We start from the raw sequence: 15,926 nt of genomic DNA on the forward strand, positions 1-15,926 counted from the left end.
GCGGCAACTGAGTTAATGCCACGTGCTGTGTCGCGCTATCGCAGGCTTTATCCGCATATTAATGTCGGTTTGCGTTATGTGCGCTCCCAAGGACAAAAGGTGGAACTGATGCATGATCAGATTGATGTCGGCTATATGATCGGTCCATTTGAACATTCAGAGTTCAGCTGTCTAACACTTGCTGATGATCCACTTTATGTGGTGACGCCACGTAACCATCCGCTGACCTATAAGCATAATATAGTACCGGAAGTTGTTCTTGATTATGATCTGATTTTGGGGGATATGGCAGAATGGGAAACATTTCGTTGGCGCCTCAATGATATGTTTTCTGGTGCCGGCGTGCCACTCAATGTGAAGCTTGAGGCATCCAATACGCTGGCTCTAATCGGACTGGTGGCTGCAGGGCTTGGTGTAACCATCTGTCCTGAAAGCCTGATCAATCATCTTGGCCATAGTGTTGAGGTGAGGCCGCTAATGCATCCTAATTTTCGAGTGCAGACAATTCTGGCATGGAAACGGACAAACCGAACCAAAGCGGTGCGGCAGTTTGTGGATATTGCGAAGAATCTGTCAATTCGTTGAGGACTTTTTTGCAACTAGCACTCCTGATTGCAACGACTGCTATCGTGCAGTCCCAGTCCTCTTACAGAGTTGTATATCACCGTTCAGGGAGGTATAAACGCCAGCAATGGCGCTCAGGCTGAGCATGTACAACCTTAAGTCCGAGCCATCCAATGGGGGAGCTACAGGCTGAGCTGGCGTTCGGCGTAGATCAATCGACCTCCGTGCTGGCCACCGACATGTTGGACAACTTGAACATGTTCATTCGGAACGATGCGGGCTGGGCAGGCGCGGATGCCACTATCCGCACTGGCAGTACCAGGTTGGTCTTGCACCAATTGTGTTCCGGTCATGTACTCATGTTATGCGACTTTTTTCTCGAAGGCCGCGGGTGATTTCCAGCCGAGCGTTGAATGTCTTCGACGTGGATTATAAAAGCCGTTTATAAATTCGAAGATTGCAATCTCAACATCACACCTAGTTTGCCAGCGCCTGCGCCAAATCAACTCTGCCTTTAATGATCTAAAGAAGCTTTCTACTGCAGACTTATCAAAGCAATTACCTTTCCTGCTGATTGATGGCAGCAGTTTGTGTTTGCGCAGAAGGGGGTGCGGACGAAAACTTGGACTATCAAGGAGGTAGTTCATGTATTCCTACGAAGATCGGATGCGAGCAGTTGCGCTTTACATCAAGCTGGGCAAGCGCCCGAAAGCGACTATTCGCCAGCTGGGCTACCAAGCAAGAATGCGCTGAAGGGCTGGTGCGGCGCTCGAAGCCCAATTGAATATCGAAACAGTCTTGGCATTGTGCTGTAAAACCAGTCCAAGTTTTATCCGCACCCCCCTTCTGAATTGTCGGTGCAATTTGAAGAGTATCAATAATCGGTGAGTGTCCGTTCCAAAATGATTTGAGTGATTTCATTTGGCTATGCTTCAATCGGATTTCTGACATACGACGGAGATCAAGATGACCTGGACTGAAATCACTCGCCGAGAGTATGAGCGACACAGCACGCGTTATGCAAGCGACGTCACTGATGAAGAGTGGCATTTGATTTTGCCTCTTCTGCCTCCAGCACGGCGGCTTGATCGTCCGCGTAAAACAGATATTCGTGAAGTGGTGAATGCGCTTTTGTATATTGGCACGCCCGGCTGCCAATGGCGGTTCTTGCCGAAGGATTTTCCACCCTTTTCAACGGTACAGAAATACTTCTACCGGTGGCGTGACGAAGGTATCCTGCGAGCTATCAACAATAGTCTTGTGATGGCTGTGCGCGAACGTGAAAGCAAACAAGCCAGTCCCACGGCGGGCGTGATAGACAGCCAGTCGGTGAAAACTACGGAAAGCGGCGGAATACGGGGCTTTGATGCGGGTAAGAAAATCAACGGCCGTAAACGCCATATCGTTGTTGATACGCTTGGCTTGATGGTTGAACTTGTGGTCCATTCTGCTGGCATTCAGGACCGGGATGGTGCCCCGCTTGTGCTGAAATCCATCCTGAAGCGTTGGCCATGGCTGCGACATATCTTTGCCGATGATGGTCATGCGGGGCCGAAGCTGAAAGGTAAGCTTGAAAAGATCAGCAAATTCACGCTGGAAATCGTCAAGCGCTCAAATACGGTTAAAGGCTTTGCAATACTCCCGCGCAGGTGGGTGGTTGAACGCACTTTTGCATGGCTGGGGCGATGCCGCAGATTGGCCAAAGACTTCGAGAGAACCATCGCTTCTGCTGAAGCGTGGATTTATATTGCAAATATCCGCATGCTCACAAGGCGCATCGCAAGATGCTGATAGAATGAATGCTTTATGATTCAGCATCTGAGAGAGCAAGTATTATGATTTTCTTAAAAATATAAATTAAAGCTCGTTATAGATTTTTTAAGAACTCTACGAAAATGCGAAGAACAGGGTTTAAACGATTATCTTTCCATGATGATATTATTGGAATTTCATCTGTTATGTCTGCAATTCTCACAACATTAACACCATGCCGTCTGCGGTTGAGGATGCTACTAGAATGTATACTTACTCCTGTCCCCGCAGCAACCATACCGAAAATACCTTCTGTACTTGATGCTTCCTGTACAAGATTTGGCATAAACCCCTTTTTCTTACATAAATCGAAAAATAAATTTCTAAAAATGAACCACTCTTCGGGATTACCAAGAACAAAATTCTCATTCATTAATTCGACTAATTGTAATTCACTTCGCCCTGAGAGAGGGTGTCCGGACGGCAGCAAGGCGACATAATGATTGTGTTCAAATGTCAGGCTATGAACATTATCTGCCTGAAAAGGCCCGATCATGAAAGCGACATCAATCTGATCATTAAGCAGCATTGATTGTTGGACACTGGTCGAGTGGAAATTCATTTCGACACGAATTTCGGGATGATGATGCCGAAATAAACGTATGAAATCAGGTAGTCGTCCATTAATGGCAAAATCATTATAACCTATTCGCAGTGTCCCAATATCACCTTGAGATACCCGTTTGGCCAATGTCGCCGAGCGCTGTAAATATTCATCAGCAAGCTCACACCCTTCAGCCAGTAGTCTACCTGCTTCAGTTAATTCGACATATCTGGTTGTACGATGGAATAATTTTATCCCAATCTGGTCTTCAAGCTCGTTTATCGCCCGGCTTAGAGCTGGTTGTGCCAAATTGAGCATGGCTGCTGCTTTACCAAAGTGAAGCACTTTGACGAGCACGAGGAAATAACGAACCTGACGGGACAGAAGTTTCATTGTTATATATTACATTAAGTTATTAATCTCGTCAAAGTTAGTATTTTACTACATGTAATTGCTAAGTCATATTATAAATATTGAAAAATAAAATAACAAATACAGTGTTCTAGCAAAAATAAGCAAAAACCCTCAATGAGGTTTGCACTGATAAACTTTTGGGGTTGAATAATCTGGCACTTTACAAATCATTATAAGCTCTATCAATGGGAGGAGATTGACCATGAGTGTAATGAAAGTAACTTTATCGGCATTAGCAGTTTTTATGACTTCTGCGACCTGCGTAATGGCTCAAACTGTTAAGTGGGATATGCCGAACGAATATAATCAAACCTCAATTCCGGGGGTTGCGGATGAGTATTTTGCCAAAATTTTAAAGGAAAAAACAGGCGGAGCGATTGAAATCATGCACCATTTTGGTGGTGCTCTTGGTTATAAAGGACCGCAAATGTTAGATGCGGTCGGATCGGGTGCGGTGCCAATTGGTAATCTTTTTGCCGGACCTCTAAGTGGTATTGATCCGCTGTTTCTGCTTTCTTCACTGCCATTTGTAGCAGCAACACCAGAAGAAGCTAAAAAGCTGCTTGATGTTTCGCGTGATCAATATGAGGCAGTGTTTCTAAAGAACAACCAGAAAATGCTTTATGCGATGCCATGGCCACCGTCAGGGATTTGGGCCCGTAGCCGCATTGATAACTTAGATTCATTAAAAGGTTTAAAAATCCGCACCTATGACCCAAGCGGCACCAAGACTTTTTCCGGTGCCGGAGCAACACCGCTTCAGGTCAGTTGGGCCGATACAGTGCCGCAAGTTGGTGCCGGAGTGCTGGACGGTGTTCTAACCTCCGCAGAACTGGGGAATGCAGCCAAACTATGGGAACAGCTTCCTTATTTTACCGGCATTAATTATTCAATGCCGCTCAATATCGTCACCATTAATCTTGATGTTTGGGATGAGCTGTCGCCGGAGCTGCAGCAGGCTGTTACCGAGGCCGGGATTGCGACTGAAAATCATCAATGGGCAACGATCAGTGATCATGTCATCCAGGACTATAAGGTCATACGGGATAATAATGGAACCGTTATTGAGGATCCGGCTGAAGATCTGATGGCCGCGCTCAAAGAAAATAGTAAGGGCGCAATTGATGACTGGCTCGCAAAAATCGGTGATCGCGGGCAAACCATCTTAGGTAAATTCAAGCAGTAATTGAGCATATCTATTAAATGGCAAAGTCCGCTTTCCATTTAATAGATGCATATTATCCTATAGAAATAGAGGAAGCTCGTCTTGAGAAACCTTCAATTTGCAGGTCGGACGCTGGCTATGATTGGTGCATATATGTCTGCACTGATACTTGGTACGATGGTTATACTGATGGTGTTGGAAATGTTCTTGAGGGGCTTGTTTTCATCATCAATTCATATTGTAGAAGATCTGGTCGGTTACGGCACTGCCGCAGTTTTATTTCTTTCACTCGCCTATACGTTTATTAGCAGCGGTCATATCAGGGTTAATATAATTTTAGAGAAGCTCAATAGCAGCGGCCAGCGGCTGCTCGAGATTATCTGTACCCTAGCAACTTCTTTTGTTGTCATCCTGATCACTTGGTACTCCGCGCGTAAAATGCTGCTTAATTTTGAACGCAACGTAACCAGTACTGGTATGTATGAAATCCCGCTGTGGATTCCCGGTGCCGTCATTGTCGCCGGCCTGCTGATGCTGTTGATTGTCTTACTCATTCATCTCTTTGCTTGCATTACCGGCTCGGCCGCAATTGTCAGCCACGAGCAACATTTGCAGGGAGAATGACTATGGATCCGCTTTACGCTGCATCTATAATTTTCATATTACTGTTGTTTTATCTCGGGATTGGCATTTGGGTCTTTGCCGGATTATTCCTGATTGGTTTCTCGAGCCTGTATTTCATCGCTGATTTCCCACTGGCACGGATTGGTGCCATTCTGGAACCGACTGTCTGGCGCTCAACCACCAGCTGGGAATTAGCGGCAATTCCGATGTTTATCTGGATGGGCGAGATTGTGTTTCGCACAGATATCTCGCAGCGGTTATTCAATGGTCTGGCACCATTTGTTAATCGCATTCCGGGGCGATTTCTCCATATTAACGTCGCAGGTAGTGCATTGTTTGCGATGGTTTGCGGCTCCAGTACCGCAACGACAGCCACGATTGGGCGGATCACTCTGGATGAATTGCAGAAACGCGGTTATTCACGTTCGCTTGCTGTTGGCTCTCTGGCCGGTGCCGGTAGTTTGGGCCTGCTGATCCCACCTTCGATTGTATTGATCATCTATGGTGTGCTGGCGGAAGTCTCGATTACTAAGTTGTTTGCTGCCGGACTTATTCCTGGATTAATGATTGCTGCGATTTATATGGCCTATATTGCTATTGTAGCAATGTTCAGGCCGTCAATGGCACCAGCAACAGCCGACCGTTCTGATTGGCGTGCGATGTTGCAAGGGCTGCGTCTGCTGGCTCCGGTCATCATCTTAATCGTTGTTGTGCTTGGGGGCTTATATACCGGCTTCGCATCACCTTCGGAAAGCGGCGCGCTCGGCGTTGCGGTTACAATTGTGATGACCACCCTTCAGCGGCAGTTAAATTGGAAGCTTCTACTTGAATCAAGTTTGGCAGCGGTACGCACCTCATGCATGATCATCGCAATCATGGTCGGAGCCGCCTTTCTTTCAACCACCATGGGCTATCTGCATATTCCGGCGGGCGTTGCCCGTGCAATTGACAGCCTTGATTTGTCTCCGGCAGTTCTGCTGATTGTATTGGCGATTTTCTATATCATTCTCGGTATGTTTCTTGATGGCATCTCAATGATTGTTATGACGCTGCCAATCACTCTGCCGATCGTGATGGCTGCCGGTTACGACCCGCTCTGGTTTGGTATCTATCTGGTTATCATGACAGAGCTTGCACAAATAACCCCGCCTGTAGGTCTGAACCTGTTCGTTATTCAGGGTTTGACCGGCAGATCAATCGGCTCTGTGGCGTTAGATGCCTTACCGTTTTTCTTTCTGATGTGTCTTGCCACGGCAATCCTGGCGCTCTTTCCGCAGATTGTTCACTGGCTGCCGGGCCTGCTTATGTCCGCTAAATAAATAATCTGGCGGGGAACATCCTCCCCGCCGCAGCGAAAAACCTAGCTGGTCGGCTTCAATGCGACCGGAACGGTATCTCTTTGTCTTCAATTTTCACAATATTCGGGAGTAACAGAAATTGACTGACCTTCATGACAACGCAGTAGTTATTGACGGCTTGATTGTCTCCAAGTGGAGCCGGGAAGTCTTTGAAGATATGCGTCGGGGCGGCTTAACCGCTGCCAATTGCACCTGCTCAATCTGGGAGGGTTTTCAGGCAACTATCAATAACGTTACCACCTGGAATAAGATGTTCAAAGATAATAGCGATCTAATTATGCAGGTCACTAAAGCCTCCGATATTCTGGCGGCCAAAAAACAGAATAAAACCGGTATCATTCTCGGCTTTCAAAATGTCTCGGCATTTGAAGATCAGATTGGTTATGTTGAAATATTCAAGAAATTGGGCGTTGGCATTGTGCAAATGGCCTATAATACGCAGAATCTGATTGGCACCGGCTGTTACGAAACTGTAGATCGCGGCTTGTCAGATTTCGGCCGGGAAATCGTTGCCGAAATGAACCGGGTCGGGATTTTGTGTGACTTGTCACATGTTGGCGCGAAAACATCAGAAGATGTCATTCTCACCTCTTCCCAGCCGGTCTGCTATTCACACTGTCTGCCAAGCGGACTGAAGCAACATCCCCGCAATAAAACTGATGAGCAGTTGAAGTTTATTGCTGATCGGGGCGGCTTCGTCGGCGTGACCATGTTCCCGCCATTCCTCGCCAAAGGCACGAACTCAACGATAGATGATTATGTCACCGCGATTGATTACGTGACCAATCTGATTGGCGAAGATTGTGTTGGTATAGGTACCGACTTCACTCAGGGGCATGGGGAGGATTTTTTCGAATGGCTCACCCATGACAAGGGCTATGCCCGTCAGCTGACTGAATTTGGCGAAATCAAAGGTCTGTCCGGAATTGAAACAATCGGCGACTTTCCTAATCTCACACGCGCTATGCAAAAGGCTGGCTGGAACAGCACCAAAATCGAAAAAATCATTGGCGGAAATTGGTTGCGGTTATTGACCAATGTTTGGGGAGAATAATTATGGTCATGCCCGTTGTTCCTATGGATGTTGACCCGGAAACCGGAATTTGGACATCTGACGGCCTGCCGATGATCTATGTGCCGCGGCATTTCTTTGTCAATAATCATAAGGCTGTAGAAAGTGCGCTTGGTAATGAGCAGTACAGTCAGATTTTAAGACAGGCAGGACATGAGTCAGCCTATTATTGGTGCAAGGTGAACAGCCGTGAACACAGCCTTGATCCGGAAGCAACATTTCATCATTACTTGAAACGCTTATCACAGCGTGGCTGGGGTCAGTTTACCATTGAGGTGCTGGATATTGCATCCGGTTATGCTCGGATCCGTCTCGACCATTCTGTCTTTGTTGCCGAATACGGCGCTGCCGGACGCAAGGTCTGTACAATGTTTGAAGGATGGATCGCAGGTGGTCTCGACTATATCAGCGATGAATTGAAGCTCGGATACCGTTTTGAATGTGATGAGACGAGCTGTGTCGCCAATGGTGATGCAGAGTGCATCTTTGAAGCACGGCTTAATGAGACCGCAATCACTGAGACTGCAATCGCCGGATAAACAGCATCATTATCCTGATAATACTGATCATGGCATGGCATAAAGCTGATCTGCGCCATGCCACCAGATGGGCCGCTAGATGGGCCGCCAGAGGGAGAATGTAACTTGCCAACGGAACCTATATCTGATGCGCCATATCCTCAGCCGATAGTGGAGGCAGCCGCATTACTCACCCATGCCTTAAACAGTCAGTCTCAGCCGCACGCTGTATTTGAAGCGTTTGATACGGTTTGCATAAATCTATTTGGCCGTCATTTACTGACCGCTTTTGCCTGGACACAAGGTTCGGCGGAGGTAGAACGGCTTTATACCAGCCATCCTGAACACTATCCCAAAGGGGCACGTAAATTAATGGGACCGACACCATGGGGAGCATTAGTGCTGGAGAAGGGAAGGCCTTGGCTGGGATGCAATGCGGATGACATTCGCTGGGCCTTTCCCGATTATGAATTGATCCTCAGCCTAGGCTGCCTGTCGTGCATGAATGTGCCGATACGCTGGAAGGGAGAAACTCTGGGAGCGGTCAGCGTCTTGGACGCTGAGGATAGCTATAGCAAGGATACTTTGTTGGTTCTTAATGCCTTTTCCGGTTTTCTGGTAGCCCCTTTATTGGCCCACCATCAATCTGCGCTTTAACGGTTTCAACTTATCAATCCCATTCTACCATCAGGATTAACAGCAATGCTTGATCATAACCAAACCACTGTTTTTATCAATGCTGCCATTGTTGATGGCACTATGAATGAACCGCGCGAAGGTGTCAGCGTGGTTGTCGAGAATGGACGGATTAAAGAGGTTAGCGATCAGACGATCACCAGCCAGTCCGGACGGACAATTGATCTGGCCGGTCGGGTGCTGATGCCGGGGTTAATCGATTGTCATGTGCATGTTGTGGTGACGACAGCTAATCTTGGTGCGAACGCCATCATGCCTTGCTCACTGATTGCGGCTAACTCCGGATCAATCATGCGTTCAATGCTAATGCGAGGATTTACGACTGTCAGAGACGTTGGCGGCGCGGATCTAGGGTTGAAGCAAGCGGTTGAGCAAGGTTTTTTCACCGGTCCTCGGTTGATAATCTGCGGTAAAGCATTGTCGCAAACCGGTGGCCATACTGATTATCGCGGGCCTTATGATGAACGTGACAGCCAGTATTATACCCGTAAACTCGGAGCCATGGGCCGGATTTGTGATGGTATTGATGCGGTGCGGCGAGCTTGCCGTGAAGAGATTAAGGCCGGTGCGCAATTTATCAAAATTATGGCGAATGGTGGGGTTTCATCGCCAAGTGATCCGGTAGATTTCCTGAGTTTTTCAATCGGTGAAATTGAAGCGGCTGTCGAAGAGGCCCAAAACGCCCAAACCTATGTTTCTGCTCATCTCTATACGGATGATGCGATTCGGAGAGCGGTGCAGGCAGGGGTTCGCTCGCTGGAGCATTGCAATTTGATCACGCTCGAGACAGCGCAACTGGCTGCGCGTAGTGGGGCTATGGCTTGCCCAACCTTGGTGACTTATCAGGCCTTGAAAAATGAGGGCGCGCAATACGGCCTGCCGCCAAGTTCTGTTGAAAAGATTGATGATGTTCGCGAAGCAGGGCTGCGTAGTCTGGAAATCATGCGCGAAGCCGGGCTGAGCATGGCCTATGGGTCTGATCTGTTAGGGCCAATGCATTGTCATCAGTCTGAAGAGTTTGTCATTCGTGCCGATGTCCTATCGCCGCTTGAGGCAATCCGCAGCGCTACGATTGATGCAGCAAAACTACTGCGAATGGAGGGTGAAATAGGCTGTATCATGCCTGGTGCTCATGCTGATTTGATCGTCGTTGATGGTAATCCGCTGAAAGATATTACGCTGCTTACAGGACAAGGCAGAGCTATGCCTTTGATCATGCAGGGTGGGCGTATTGTCAAGAATATCCAGTTTTGATTGCAAATGGACATCTTAAATCAAAAAAGCATGACGCATATACGAACTAAAGGAACAACTACACGGCGTGACATTACTTAGCGCGTCTATTTTCGGCGCGCTTCTTCATCTGGGAGGAGAAGATTATGCATGACATTTCAAACGTATTAAAACATACGATTTCGCGCCGTAACGCCCTTTTGGGCCTTGGGGCTCTGGGCTTATCTTTGTCGGCATCGCGGCTGGCGCTTGCTGCCGGTGGTACGCTGATTGTATCGAACTGGGGCGGGGACTGGGGGGACCGAACGGCGCAGTTTGTCGAAGGGCCGTTACTGGAAAGTCAGGGAATTAAGATTGTCCGCGATCAAGCGATGGACACTGAGCGCAAGGTTAAAATGCTGGCGGAACGTCGGCTGCGGCGCGGTTCTGTTGATGTAGGTCATTTCAACGAGGGGGATGTATATGAACTTTTCATGCAGGACATGCTGGCGCCAATCGATCAGAACAAAATTGCAAATTTTGCCGATGTGCCAGCGGCATTAAAGAGCCGACCCTACTTTGTTCCATGGCTGTATAGCGGCGTTGTACTAATTTATAATAAAGAAAAAGTATCTGAACAGCCAACCTCCTATGAGAGCTTGTGGGATGCAAAGTGGGCAGGCCGAATTGGCCTGACCAATCAGTTGTATTTTAATTATATGATGATGGCTGGTTTGATAAGAGGGGGTAATATTACCAATGCGGAGGCGGGTAAAGAGCGGCTACTCGAACTCAAAAGCTTGGTTCAACCGAAAATTTATGCCACCCACCAGCACCTTCAGGCTGCGTTATTGGCGGGCGAGATTGATATTGCAGTCAACTACAAGGCTCGTGGACTACAATGGGTGCATGATGGCGCACCATTGGCGGTAACCTATCCTGAGGAAGGCGCTATTGCGGTGATGTTTGGTGCTTGTTTGCCCAAACGCGCCCCTGATCCTGAACTAGCTTACCAATACTTCGACGCCATGCTTGACCGCACTGCGATGGGGCAGCTTGCTAAAGCGAGCTTTTATGCGCCGGCCAATGCGTCTGCTTCACTGTCTGACGCGTTGCGTGCCCAGATTGACTTTTCACCGGAGCAGCAAGCAGCACTAAACTTTCCGGATTATGATTATGTCGCGCAAAACACCGCCAGTTGGCTGGAATGGTGGAATAAAAATATAGCGGTTTAATTAAAGGGACGGATCTTGATGCGACCAACAGAAACATTACTGGACATTACTGGCCCCTCGCATTCTTCGGGGCCATCCAAACAGCTCAAACGATTGCCGCCGTCTGTTGGTCTCATCACGCCTGCCACAATTTTTGTACTGCTCGGTCTGCTGGCACCGCTGGCATTGATGTTTCGCTACAGCTTCAATCAATATGATCCCGCAGAGCTGATGATCTCTGCTTTCACCTTTGAAAATTATACTAAGTTTCTACAGGACAGCTTTTACCAGAGCGTGTTGATGACGACGTTGGGGGTTTCAGCGTTGGCCACGGTGATCTGCCTGATCGCAGGCTTTCCGGTTGCCTATTTCATGGTGCGGCTGGCCTCGCCAAAAATGCGCTCATTGTTCTTTATTCTGATTATTCTGCCGCTTTTGATGGGCAATGCGGTGCGTACGGCCGCATGGATGGTCATTTTAGGCGATAAAGGGCTTCTCACTTCCAGCATGATCATGCTGGGGCTTGATCCGGTTAAGCTGATGTATACGCCAACAGCCGTGATTATCGGGCTGGTGTCTGTGCTGTTGCCCTTCATGATTATCACGCTGCAAAGTGTGATGCAGGGGCTTGAGAGCAATCTGGAAGATGCTGCGGCAAGTCTTGGCGCCGGTCATCTGACGGTGCTGCGCCGTATTGTTTTTCCGCTTGCCATGCCGGGGCTGCTAGCCGGCACCATGCTCTGCTTTATTCTGTCGATGAATGCCTATGCCACACCGGTTCTGATCGGTGGGCCGCAGTTTCATATGATGGCACCAGAAGTTTACCAGCAGATCACCAAAGCGATGAATTGGCCTTTCGGCGCAGCGCTGGCCTTCATTCTGATGGGCGTCACGTTGGTTCTGACCACCGTTTCCAACGTTATCGTTCAGCGCCGTTACCGCAAATGGAGTGAATGAGAGCCTGCTTGCTGTCTAAAACACGAGAACTCTTTCGGCCTGATTTGGGAGGATCACATGTCGAACGCTGCTTTAAACCGTATATATACCCTGTTGTCAGGATTGGTATTGGCGTTCATCGTTCTGCCATTAGGCATCATTGTGTGGGCAAGCTTTTTCGCCAATAAAATCCTCACTTTTCCTCCAACCGGCTATACATTTGACTGGTATATCCGTGCCTGGTCGATGGATGTATTTCGTGAAGGCTTTCTGGTCAGCATCCAGACGGCGGTGATCGCGACCTGTATCAGCCTGTTGCTCGGCGTGCCTGCAAGCCTGGCTCTGGTGCGCTATCGGTTTCCCGGCCGCGACGCCATTCAGAGCCTGCTGTTATCACCAATGATTGTACCGGGCATTGTCGGTGGTGCAGCACTTTATATTGCCTTTATTGAACTAGAGATCCTGTTTGATGTGCAGGTGGCCGGAACACTGGGCGGGCTTCTCACAGCACATGCATTGATCGCCTTTCCGTGGACCGTGCGACTTGTCACCGCCTCATTGACAGGAACAAACCGCACCATTGAAGAAGCTGCAGCAAGTTTGGGGGCTGCCCCATTCACCGTGTTTCGCCGGATTACTTTGCCAGCCATTCGCTCCGGATTGATCGCAGCGGCGCTGTTTTCTTTCGTCATCTCATTCATTGATCTGGAAAAATCGCTATTTCTTGTCGGGCCTGGCCGCACAACGCTGCAGATCGCGCTGGTCAATTATATGGAATGGAATCTCGACTCGACAGTAGCTGCCGTTGCCAGTGTGCAGATCCTGATCATCTGCGTTCTACTCGTTATCAGTGACCGTTACGCCAAGTTAAGTCGCGTATTTTGATCACATCACCGGAAAGAATGGATATCACAAATGTCTGATGTTGTTTTGCAATCCATCACCAAGAAATACGGCCAAGTCAATGCCGTCAACGATGTTTCTATGACCATTCAACAGGGCGAACTGGTAGCCTTTCTGGGCCCTTCCGGTTGTGGTAAGACTACGACATTGCGGATGATCGGTGGTTTTGTCGATGTCACTTCAGGTCGTATTTCGGTCGGTGGACGCGATATCACCCATCTACCGCCGCATAAGCGCAATATGGGGTTCGGGTTTCAGAACTATGCTTTGTTTCCGCATATGAATGTGGCCGCCAATGTTGCGTTCGGGCTGGAAATGCGCGGGCTGTCCAAACCTGATATTCACACAAAAGTGAACCTAGCACTTGATCGCGTCAAATTACGCCAATTTGCTGATCGTCTACCTAAACAGATGTCCGGTGGTCAGCAGCAGCGTGTGGCGCTTGCCCGTGCCTTGGTGATTGAGCCGGATGTGCTGCTTCTCGATGAGCCGCTGTCCAATCTTGATGCGAATCTGCGCCATGAGATGAAAGAGGAGATCCGCAACATTCAGAATTCTCTTGGCATTACCACAATTTTTGTGACCCATGATCAGGATGAAGCGCTGAGCATTTCCGATAAGGTGGTGGTAATGCGACAAGGGATCGTCGAACAGGTTGGTACACCTACGCAGGTTTTTGATGCGCCTCGCTCACGTTTTGTTGCTGAGTTTATGGGCGTTTCCAATTTGCTAACGGGTAAACCTGAGAGCAAGGGATACTTCCGCCTTACCAGTGGTGAACTTGTGCCTGTTCAGGTCATTGCCCCAGATGTGAATAAAACTATTCTGGCTTTACGCCCTGAACGCATTGAAATTAGCTCCTGCTTGACAAGTGCCGGCAGCGCCTCTGATGTCAGCAGAGCTTTGGAAGGCCGAATTGAGCATGCCGTCTATCGTGGCTTAATGATTGATTATCGCATCAAAACTAAATCAGGCCTCAGCCTGATTGCCCGTCGGCCTGCCCCCGCTGCCGGTGGGCTACAAATTTTACCCACGGGACACGAGGTGGCCCTATCATGGAGCAAAGATGCGGCTGCTCTGGTATCAGCCTAGCATTACAGTTGCATTTTAGATTTGAGGTGAGCGCGGGGTGCTGCGGCTTGATGTGCGCGTCTCCAGCATGACCATGCGATAATGTAGACGGGCTGGAGACGACGCTGGGCAAGCCGATTGGCGATGCGTCGGACTTCCTGGATCGACCAACGGATCAGATCCTGATGTTCCGTATCCTCGGTCTTTTTTTTGGGCGTCACATAATTGGCACGGTGCCGGATCACCGCCATCATGGCGAAGGCGAGCATGACGAGAGAGACGTGGCGATGCCAGCCATGCCATGATCGAGTTTCGTTCTGGTCGAGGCCGAGCTCGTTCTTGGTGGTCTCGAAGCTGTCTTCAATTGCCCAGCGATGACCTTCGACGGCAACGAGGGTCTGAATGCCCGTGCCGGCCGGGCACCATGTCGTGAAGAAGGCGAGATCATTGTCGCTGATAGTGCGGCGGATCAACAGACCACGGGTCCACAGGCCTGCTTTCGTTTTATCATATTCGTCCGCGTCGAGATCAGCGAGTTCGCAATAGGCCCAGTCATGGAGCCGGGCGCCTTTGGTGCCTTCGCCCGCGGAAAGACGCTGCCATGCATTTGGTGCGATCTCATTTGCGGTACCGGCGACCGGAGGCTTGCCTGCCCTGACTAAAGTTTGTTTGATTTTTAAATTCCTTAGAGTTACTTTGAAATTGATACGGGTGGAGACATCCAATACCGGGTAGCTCGACATCTTTGATGCAGCTCCGCTTGGGTAATTAACGCCAAGTTCACCCGTATCGCAATTTCAATAAACTATTTTTTCACTTGCCAAATGGCTCAGACGCATTTGGCAATGCTATTTACATAGGCTGTTAAGCCTGATGGATGTCATGTAAAAAGCCTTAGAATTTTATTTTTATGTTAACATTTGTCAACAGGTTACAGGGGCGTCTGAGGTTGGTTTTGAGCGTTGGTTATTTGAGCCAACATAGCCTCGATATGACTTAATCGATCATTATTATCGTTTTTACTATCTGAAGATCGATTAGCTAAACCCAAAATGATTTCAGACTGTCTGCTTCCTGCAACAACGCCGTAACTGGTGAATGTTGTTAAAACCTCTTCATGTCCTAGATTTTGGCTCCAGGCTTTGAACTCTTCTGGGTTTTGGCATGTACGCGCACCAAATTGTGTGAGTGTGCTACGAAGGCTGTGGGGATTTGCGTACGGTAGTTTTGCGTTCTCGAAGGCACGTTTGAAAATTCGGCGTATTGGTGCGGCTGATCGCCAATGATTTCGGTTTACGCCGGAGGGTGCGAAAAGACCGTCAGAATTACGTGTGACTTGAGTTGAAGGAAAGAGCGGATCATCTGGACCGAATAATAACACGGTCTGGAGATGCTTAACCCATTCATTCAAAATTTGGCTGATATTATCACCGACAGGAAAAAAGTAGCTTGTGAAAGTCTTGCGATTTTTAGTGGCGACTTCTCGAGCATCCTGAAAAACGGAATGATCATTTAAATTTATATGTTTTAGTTTCATAGAGGCGATTGCGCTATCACGTGCGCCAGTCAGTAAGGTAAAAGCGACCAGAGCTTTGTCACGTAATTCTACATCTGTTGAGCTGGGCATTGATGTGATCACATGATTGACTTGTTCTAAGGTTGGTACGCGTTTTTCGCGACGTGCCGCAGCTATACGACTATCGTGTGCAGAGGGATTGAAGTAGTCGGCATCAGAGTAGCTTATCTTAGATCGATAGCCATGCTGACCAGCGAGCCAAATGAAAAATGCCTTTAGTGTCATGAGGCGTGCATAAATTGTGGCT

The 15,926-nt window shown here is 48.5% G+C and carries 15 protein-coding genes and 2 pseudogenes; 13 read left to right on the top strand and 4 right to left on the bottom strand.

Features of this window, described 5'->3' with window-relative positions:
* The coding region (locus tag P8H26_RS17460) for a LysR family substrate-binding domain-containing protein (protein WP_289634390.1) at nucleotides 1-585 on the top strand (585 nt) is incomplete at its 5' end.
* Between the two features lie 341 nt (nucleotides 586-926).
* Here the strand turns inward: P8H26_RS17460 and P8H26_RS17465 are convergent.
* Nucleotides 927-1,142 (bottom strand): annotated as a pseudogene (locus P8H26_RS17465) (IS3 family transposase); the annotation flags it as partial.
* Nucleotides 1,143-1,530: 388 nt separating this feature from the next.
* Here P8H26_RS17465 and P8H26_RS17470 point away from each other — a divergent pair.
* Entirely contained in the window at nucleotides 1,531-2,355 is an 825-nt protein-coding gene (locus P8H26_RS17470) for an IS5 family transposase (protein ID WP_289634391.1), read from the top strand.
* A 76-nt stretch (nucleotides 2,356-2,431) separates the two neighbouring features.
* Here the strand turns inward: P8H26_RS17470 and P8H26_RS17475 are convergent, their stop codons facing one another.
* On the bottom strand, nucleotides 2,432-3,313 hold the full coding sequence (locus P8H26_RS17475; protein WP_289634392.1) for a LysR family transcriptional regulator: 882 nt from the start codon (nucleotides 3,311-3,313) through the stop codon (nucleotides 2,432-2,434).
* A 223-nt stretch (nucleotides 3,314-3,536) separates the two neighbouring features.
* Between P8H26_RS17475 and P8H26_RS17480 the strand changes: the two genes are divergently transcribed.
* From P8H26_RS17480 to P8H26_RS17530, 11 genes are all read left to right on the top strand, one after another.
* Nucleotides 3,537-4,520 carry a TRAP transporter substrate-binding protein gene (locus tag P8H26_RS17480; RefSeq protein ID WP_289634393.1) on the top strand — a complete coding sequence of 328 codons (984 nt, stop codon included), beginning with the start codon at nucleotides 3,537-3,539 and terminating at the stop codon, nucleotides 4,518-4,520.
* Nucleotides 4,521-4,601: 81 nt separating this feature from the next.
* Complete coding sequence (locus P8H26_RS17485; RefSeq protein WP_289634394.1) at nucleotides 4,602-5,123, top strand: TRAP transporter small permease; 522 nt, start codon at nucleotides 4,602-4,604, stop codon at nucleotides 5,121-5,123.
* Between the two features lie 2 nt (nucleotides 5,124-5,125).
* Complete coding sequence (locus P8H26_RS17490; protein ID WP_289634395.1) at nucleotides 5,126-6,442, top strand: TRAP transporter large permease; 1,317 nt, start codon at nucleotides 5,126-5,128, stop codon at nucleotides 6,440-6,442.
* A gap of 118 nt (nucleotides 6,443-6,560) precedes the next feature.
* Entirely contained in the window at nucleotides 6,561-7,535 is a 975-nt protein-coding gene (locus P8H26_RS17495; RefSeq protein WP_289634396.1) for a dipeptidase, read from the top strand.
* Nucleotides 7,536-7,537: 2 nt separating this feature from the next.
* A complete protein-coding gene (locus tag P8H26_RS17500; protein ID WP_289634397.1) occupies nucleotides 7,538-8,092 on the top strand; it encodes a 4-vinyl reductase in 555 nt (184 codons plus the stop codon).
* A 105-nt stretch (nucleotides 8,093-8,197) separates the two neighbouring features.
* The gene (locus P8H26_RS17505; RefSeq protein ID WP_289634398.1) at nucleotides 8,198-8,728 is read left to right on the top strand and encodes a GAF domain-containing protein; all 531 of its coding nucleotides are present in this window, start codon (nucleotides 8,198-8,200) and stop codon (nucleotides 8,726-8,728) included.
* A gap of 45 nt (nucleotides 8,729-8,773) precedes the next feature.
* Nucleotides 8,774-10,021 (top strand): amidohydrolase family protein, encoded by a 1,248-nt coding sequence (locus P8H26_RS17510; protein ID WP_289634399.1) that lies wholly within the window; start codon nucleotides 8,774-8,776, stop codon nucleotides 10,019-10,021.
* 125 nt (nucleotides 10,022-10,146) lie between these two features.
* The gene (locus tag P8H26_RS17515; protein ID WP_289634400.1) at nucleotides 10,147-11,214 is read left to right on the top strand and encodes a PotD/PotF family extracellular solute-binding protein; all 1,068 of its coding nucleotides are present in this window, start codon (nucleotides 10,147-10,149) and stop codon (nucleotides 11,212-11,214) included.
* An 18-nt stretch (nucleotides 11,215-11,232) separates the two neighbouring features.
* Nucleotides 11,233-12,150, top strand: a complete 918-nt coding sequence (locus tag P8H26_RS17520; protein ID WP_289634404.1) for an ABC transporter permease — start codon at nucleotides 11,233-11,235, stop codon at nucleotides 12,148-12,150.
* A gap of 57 nt (nucleotides 12,151-12,207) precedes the next feature.
* Nucleotides 12,208-13,014 carry an ABC transporter permease gene (locus P8H26_RS17525; protein WP_289634401.1) on the top strand — a complete coding sequence of 269 codons (807 nt, stop codon included), beginning with the start codon at nucleotides 12,208-12,210 and terminating at the stop codon, nucleotides 13,012-13,014.
* Nucleotides 13,015-13,044: 30 nt separating this feature from the next.
* Nucleotides 13,045-14,124 (top strand): ABC transporter ATP-binding protein, encoded by a 1,080-nt coding sequence (locus P8H26_RS17530; protein ID WP_289634402.1) that lies wholly within the window; start codon nucleotides 13,045-13,047, stop codon nucleotides 14,122-14,124.
* A gap of 182 nt (nucleotides 14,125-14,306) precedes the next feature.
* Here P8H26_RS17530 and P8H26_RS17535 read toward each other — a convergent pair.
* Nucleotides 14,307-14,756 (bottom strand): annotated as a pseudogene (locus P8H26_RS17535) (IS701 family transposase); the annotation flags it as partial.
* Between the two features lie 278 nt (nucleotides 14,757-15,034).
* On the bottom strand, nucleotides 15,035-15,926 hold an 892-nt coding region (locus tag P8H26_RS17540), incomplete at its 5' end, for a tyrosine-type recombinase/integrase (protein ID WP_289634403.1).

It is taken from the genome of Pseudochrobactrum sp. sp1633 (assembly GCF_030376605.1).
Classification (GTDB): Bacteria; Pseudomonadota; Alphaproteobacteria; order Rhizobiales; family Rhizobiaceae; genus Pseudochrobactrum.

Coding starts and splice junctions, on each gene's coding strand:
- P8H26_RS17480 (WP_289634393.1), top strand. CDS start 3,537: ATGAGTGTAATGAAAGTAACTTTATCGGCATTAGCAGTTTTTATGACT.
- P8H26_RS17510 (WP_289634399.1), top strand. CDS start 8,774: ATGCTTGATCATAACCAAACCACTGTTTTTATCAATGCTGCCATTGTT.
- P8H26_RS17530 (WP_289634402.1), top strand. CDS start 13,045: ATGTCTGATGTTGTTTTGCAATCCATCACCAAGAAATACGGCCAAGTC.
- P8H26_RS17470 (WP_289634391.1), top strand. CDS start 1,531: ATGACCTGGACTGAAATCACTCGCCGAGAGTATGAGCGACACAGCACG.
- P8H26_RS17500 (WP_289634397.1), top strand. CDS start 7,538: ATGGTCATGCCCGTTGTTCCTATGGATGTTGACCCGGAAACCGGAATT.
- P8H26_RS17475 (WP_289634392.1), bottom strand. CDS start 3,313: ATGAAACTTCTGTCCCGTCAGGTTCGTTATTTCCTCGTGCTCGTCAAA.
- P8H26_RS17525 (WP_289634401.1), top strand. CDS start 12,208: ATGTCGAACGCTGCTTTAAACCGTATATATACCCTGTTGTCAGGATTG.
- P8H26_RS17515 (WP_289634400.1), top strand. CDS start 10,147: ATGCATGACATTTCAAACGTATTAAAACATACGATTTCGCGCCGTAAC.
- P8H26_RS17490 (WP_289634395.1), top strand. CDS start 5,126: ATGGATCCGCTTTACGCTGCATCTATAATTTTCATATTACTGTTGTTT.
- P8H26_RS17520 (WP_289634404.1), top strand. CDS start 11,233: ATGCGACCAACAGAAACATTACTGGACATTACTGGCCCCTCGCATTCT.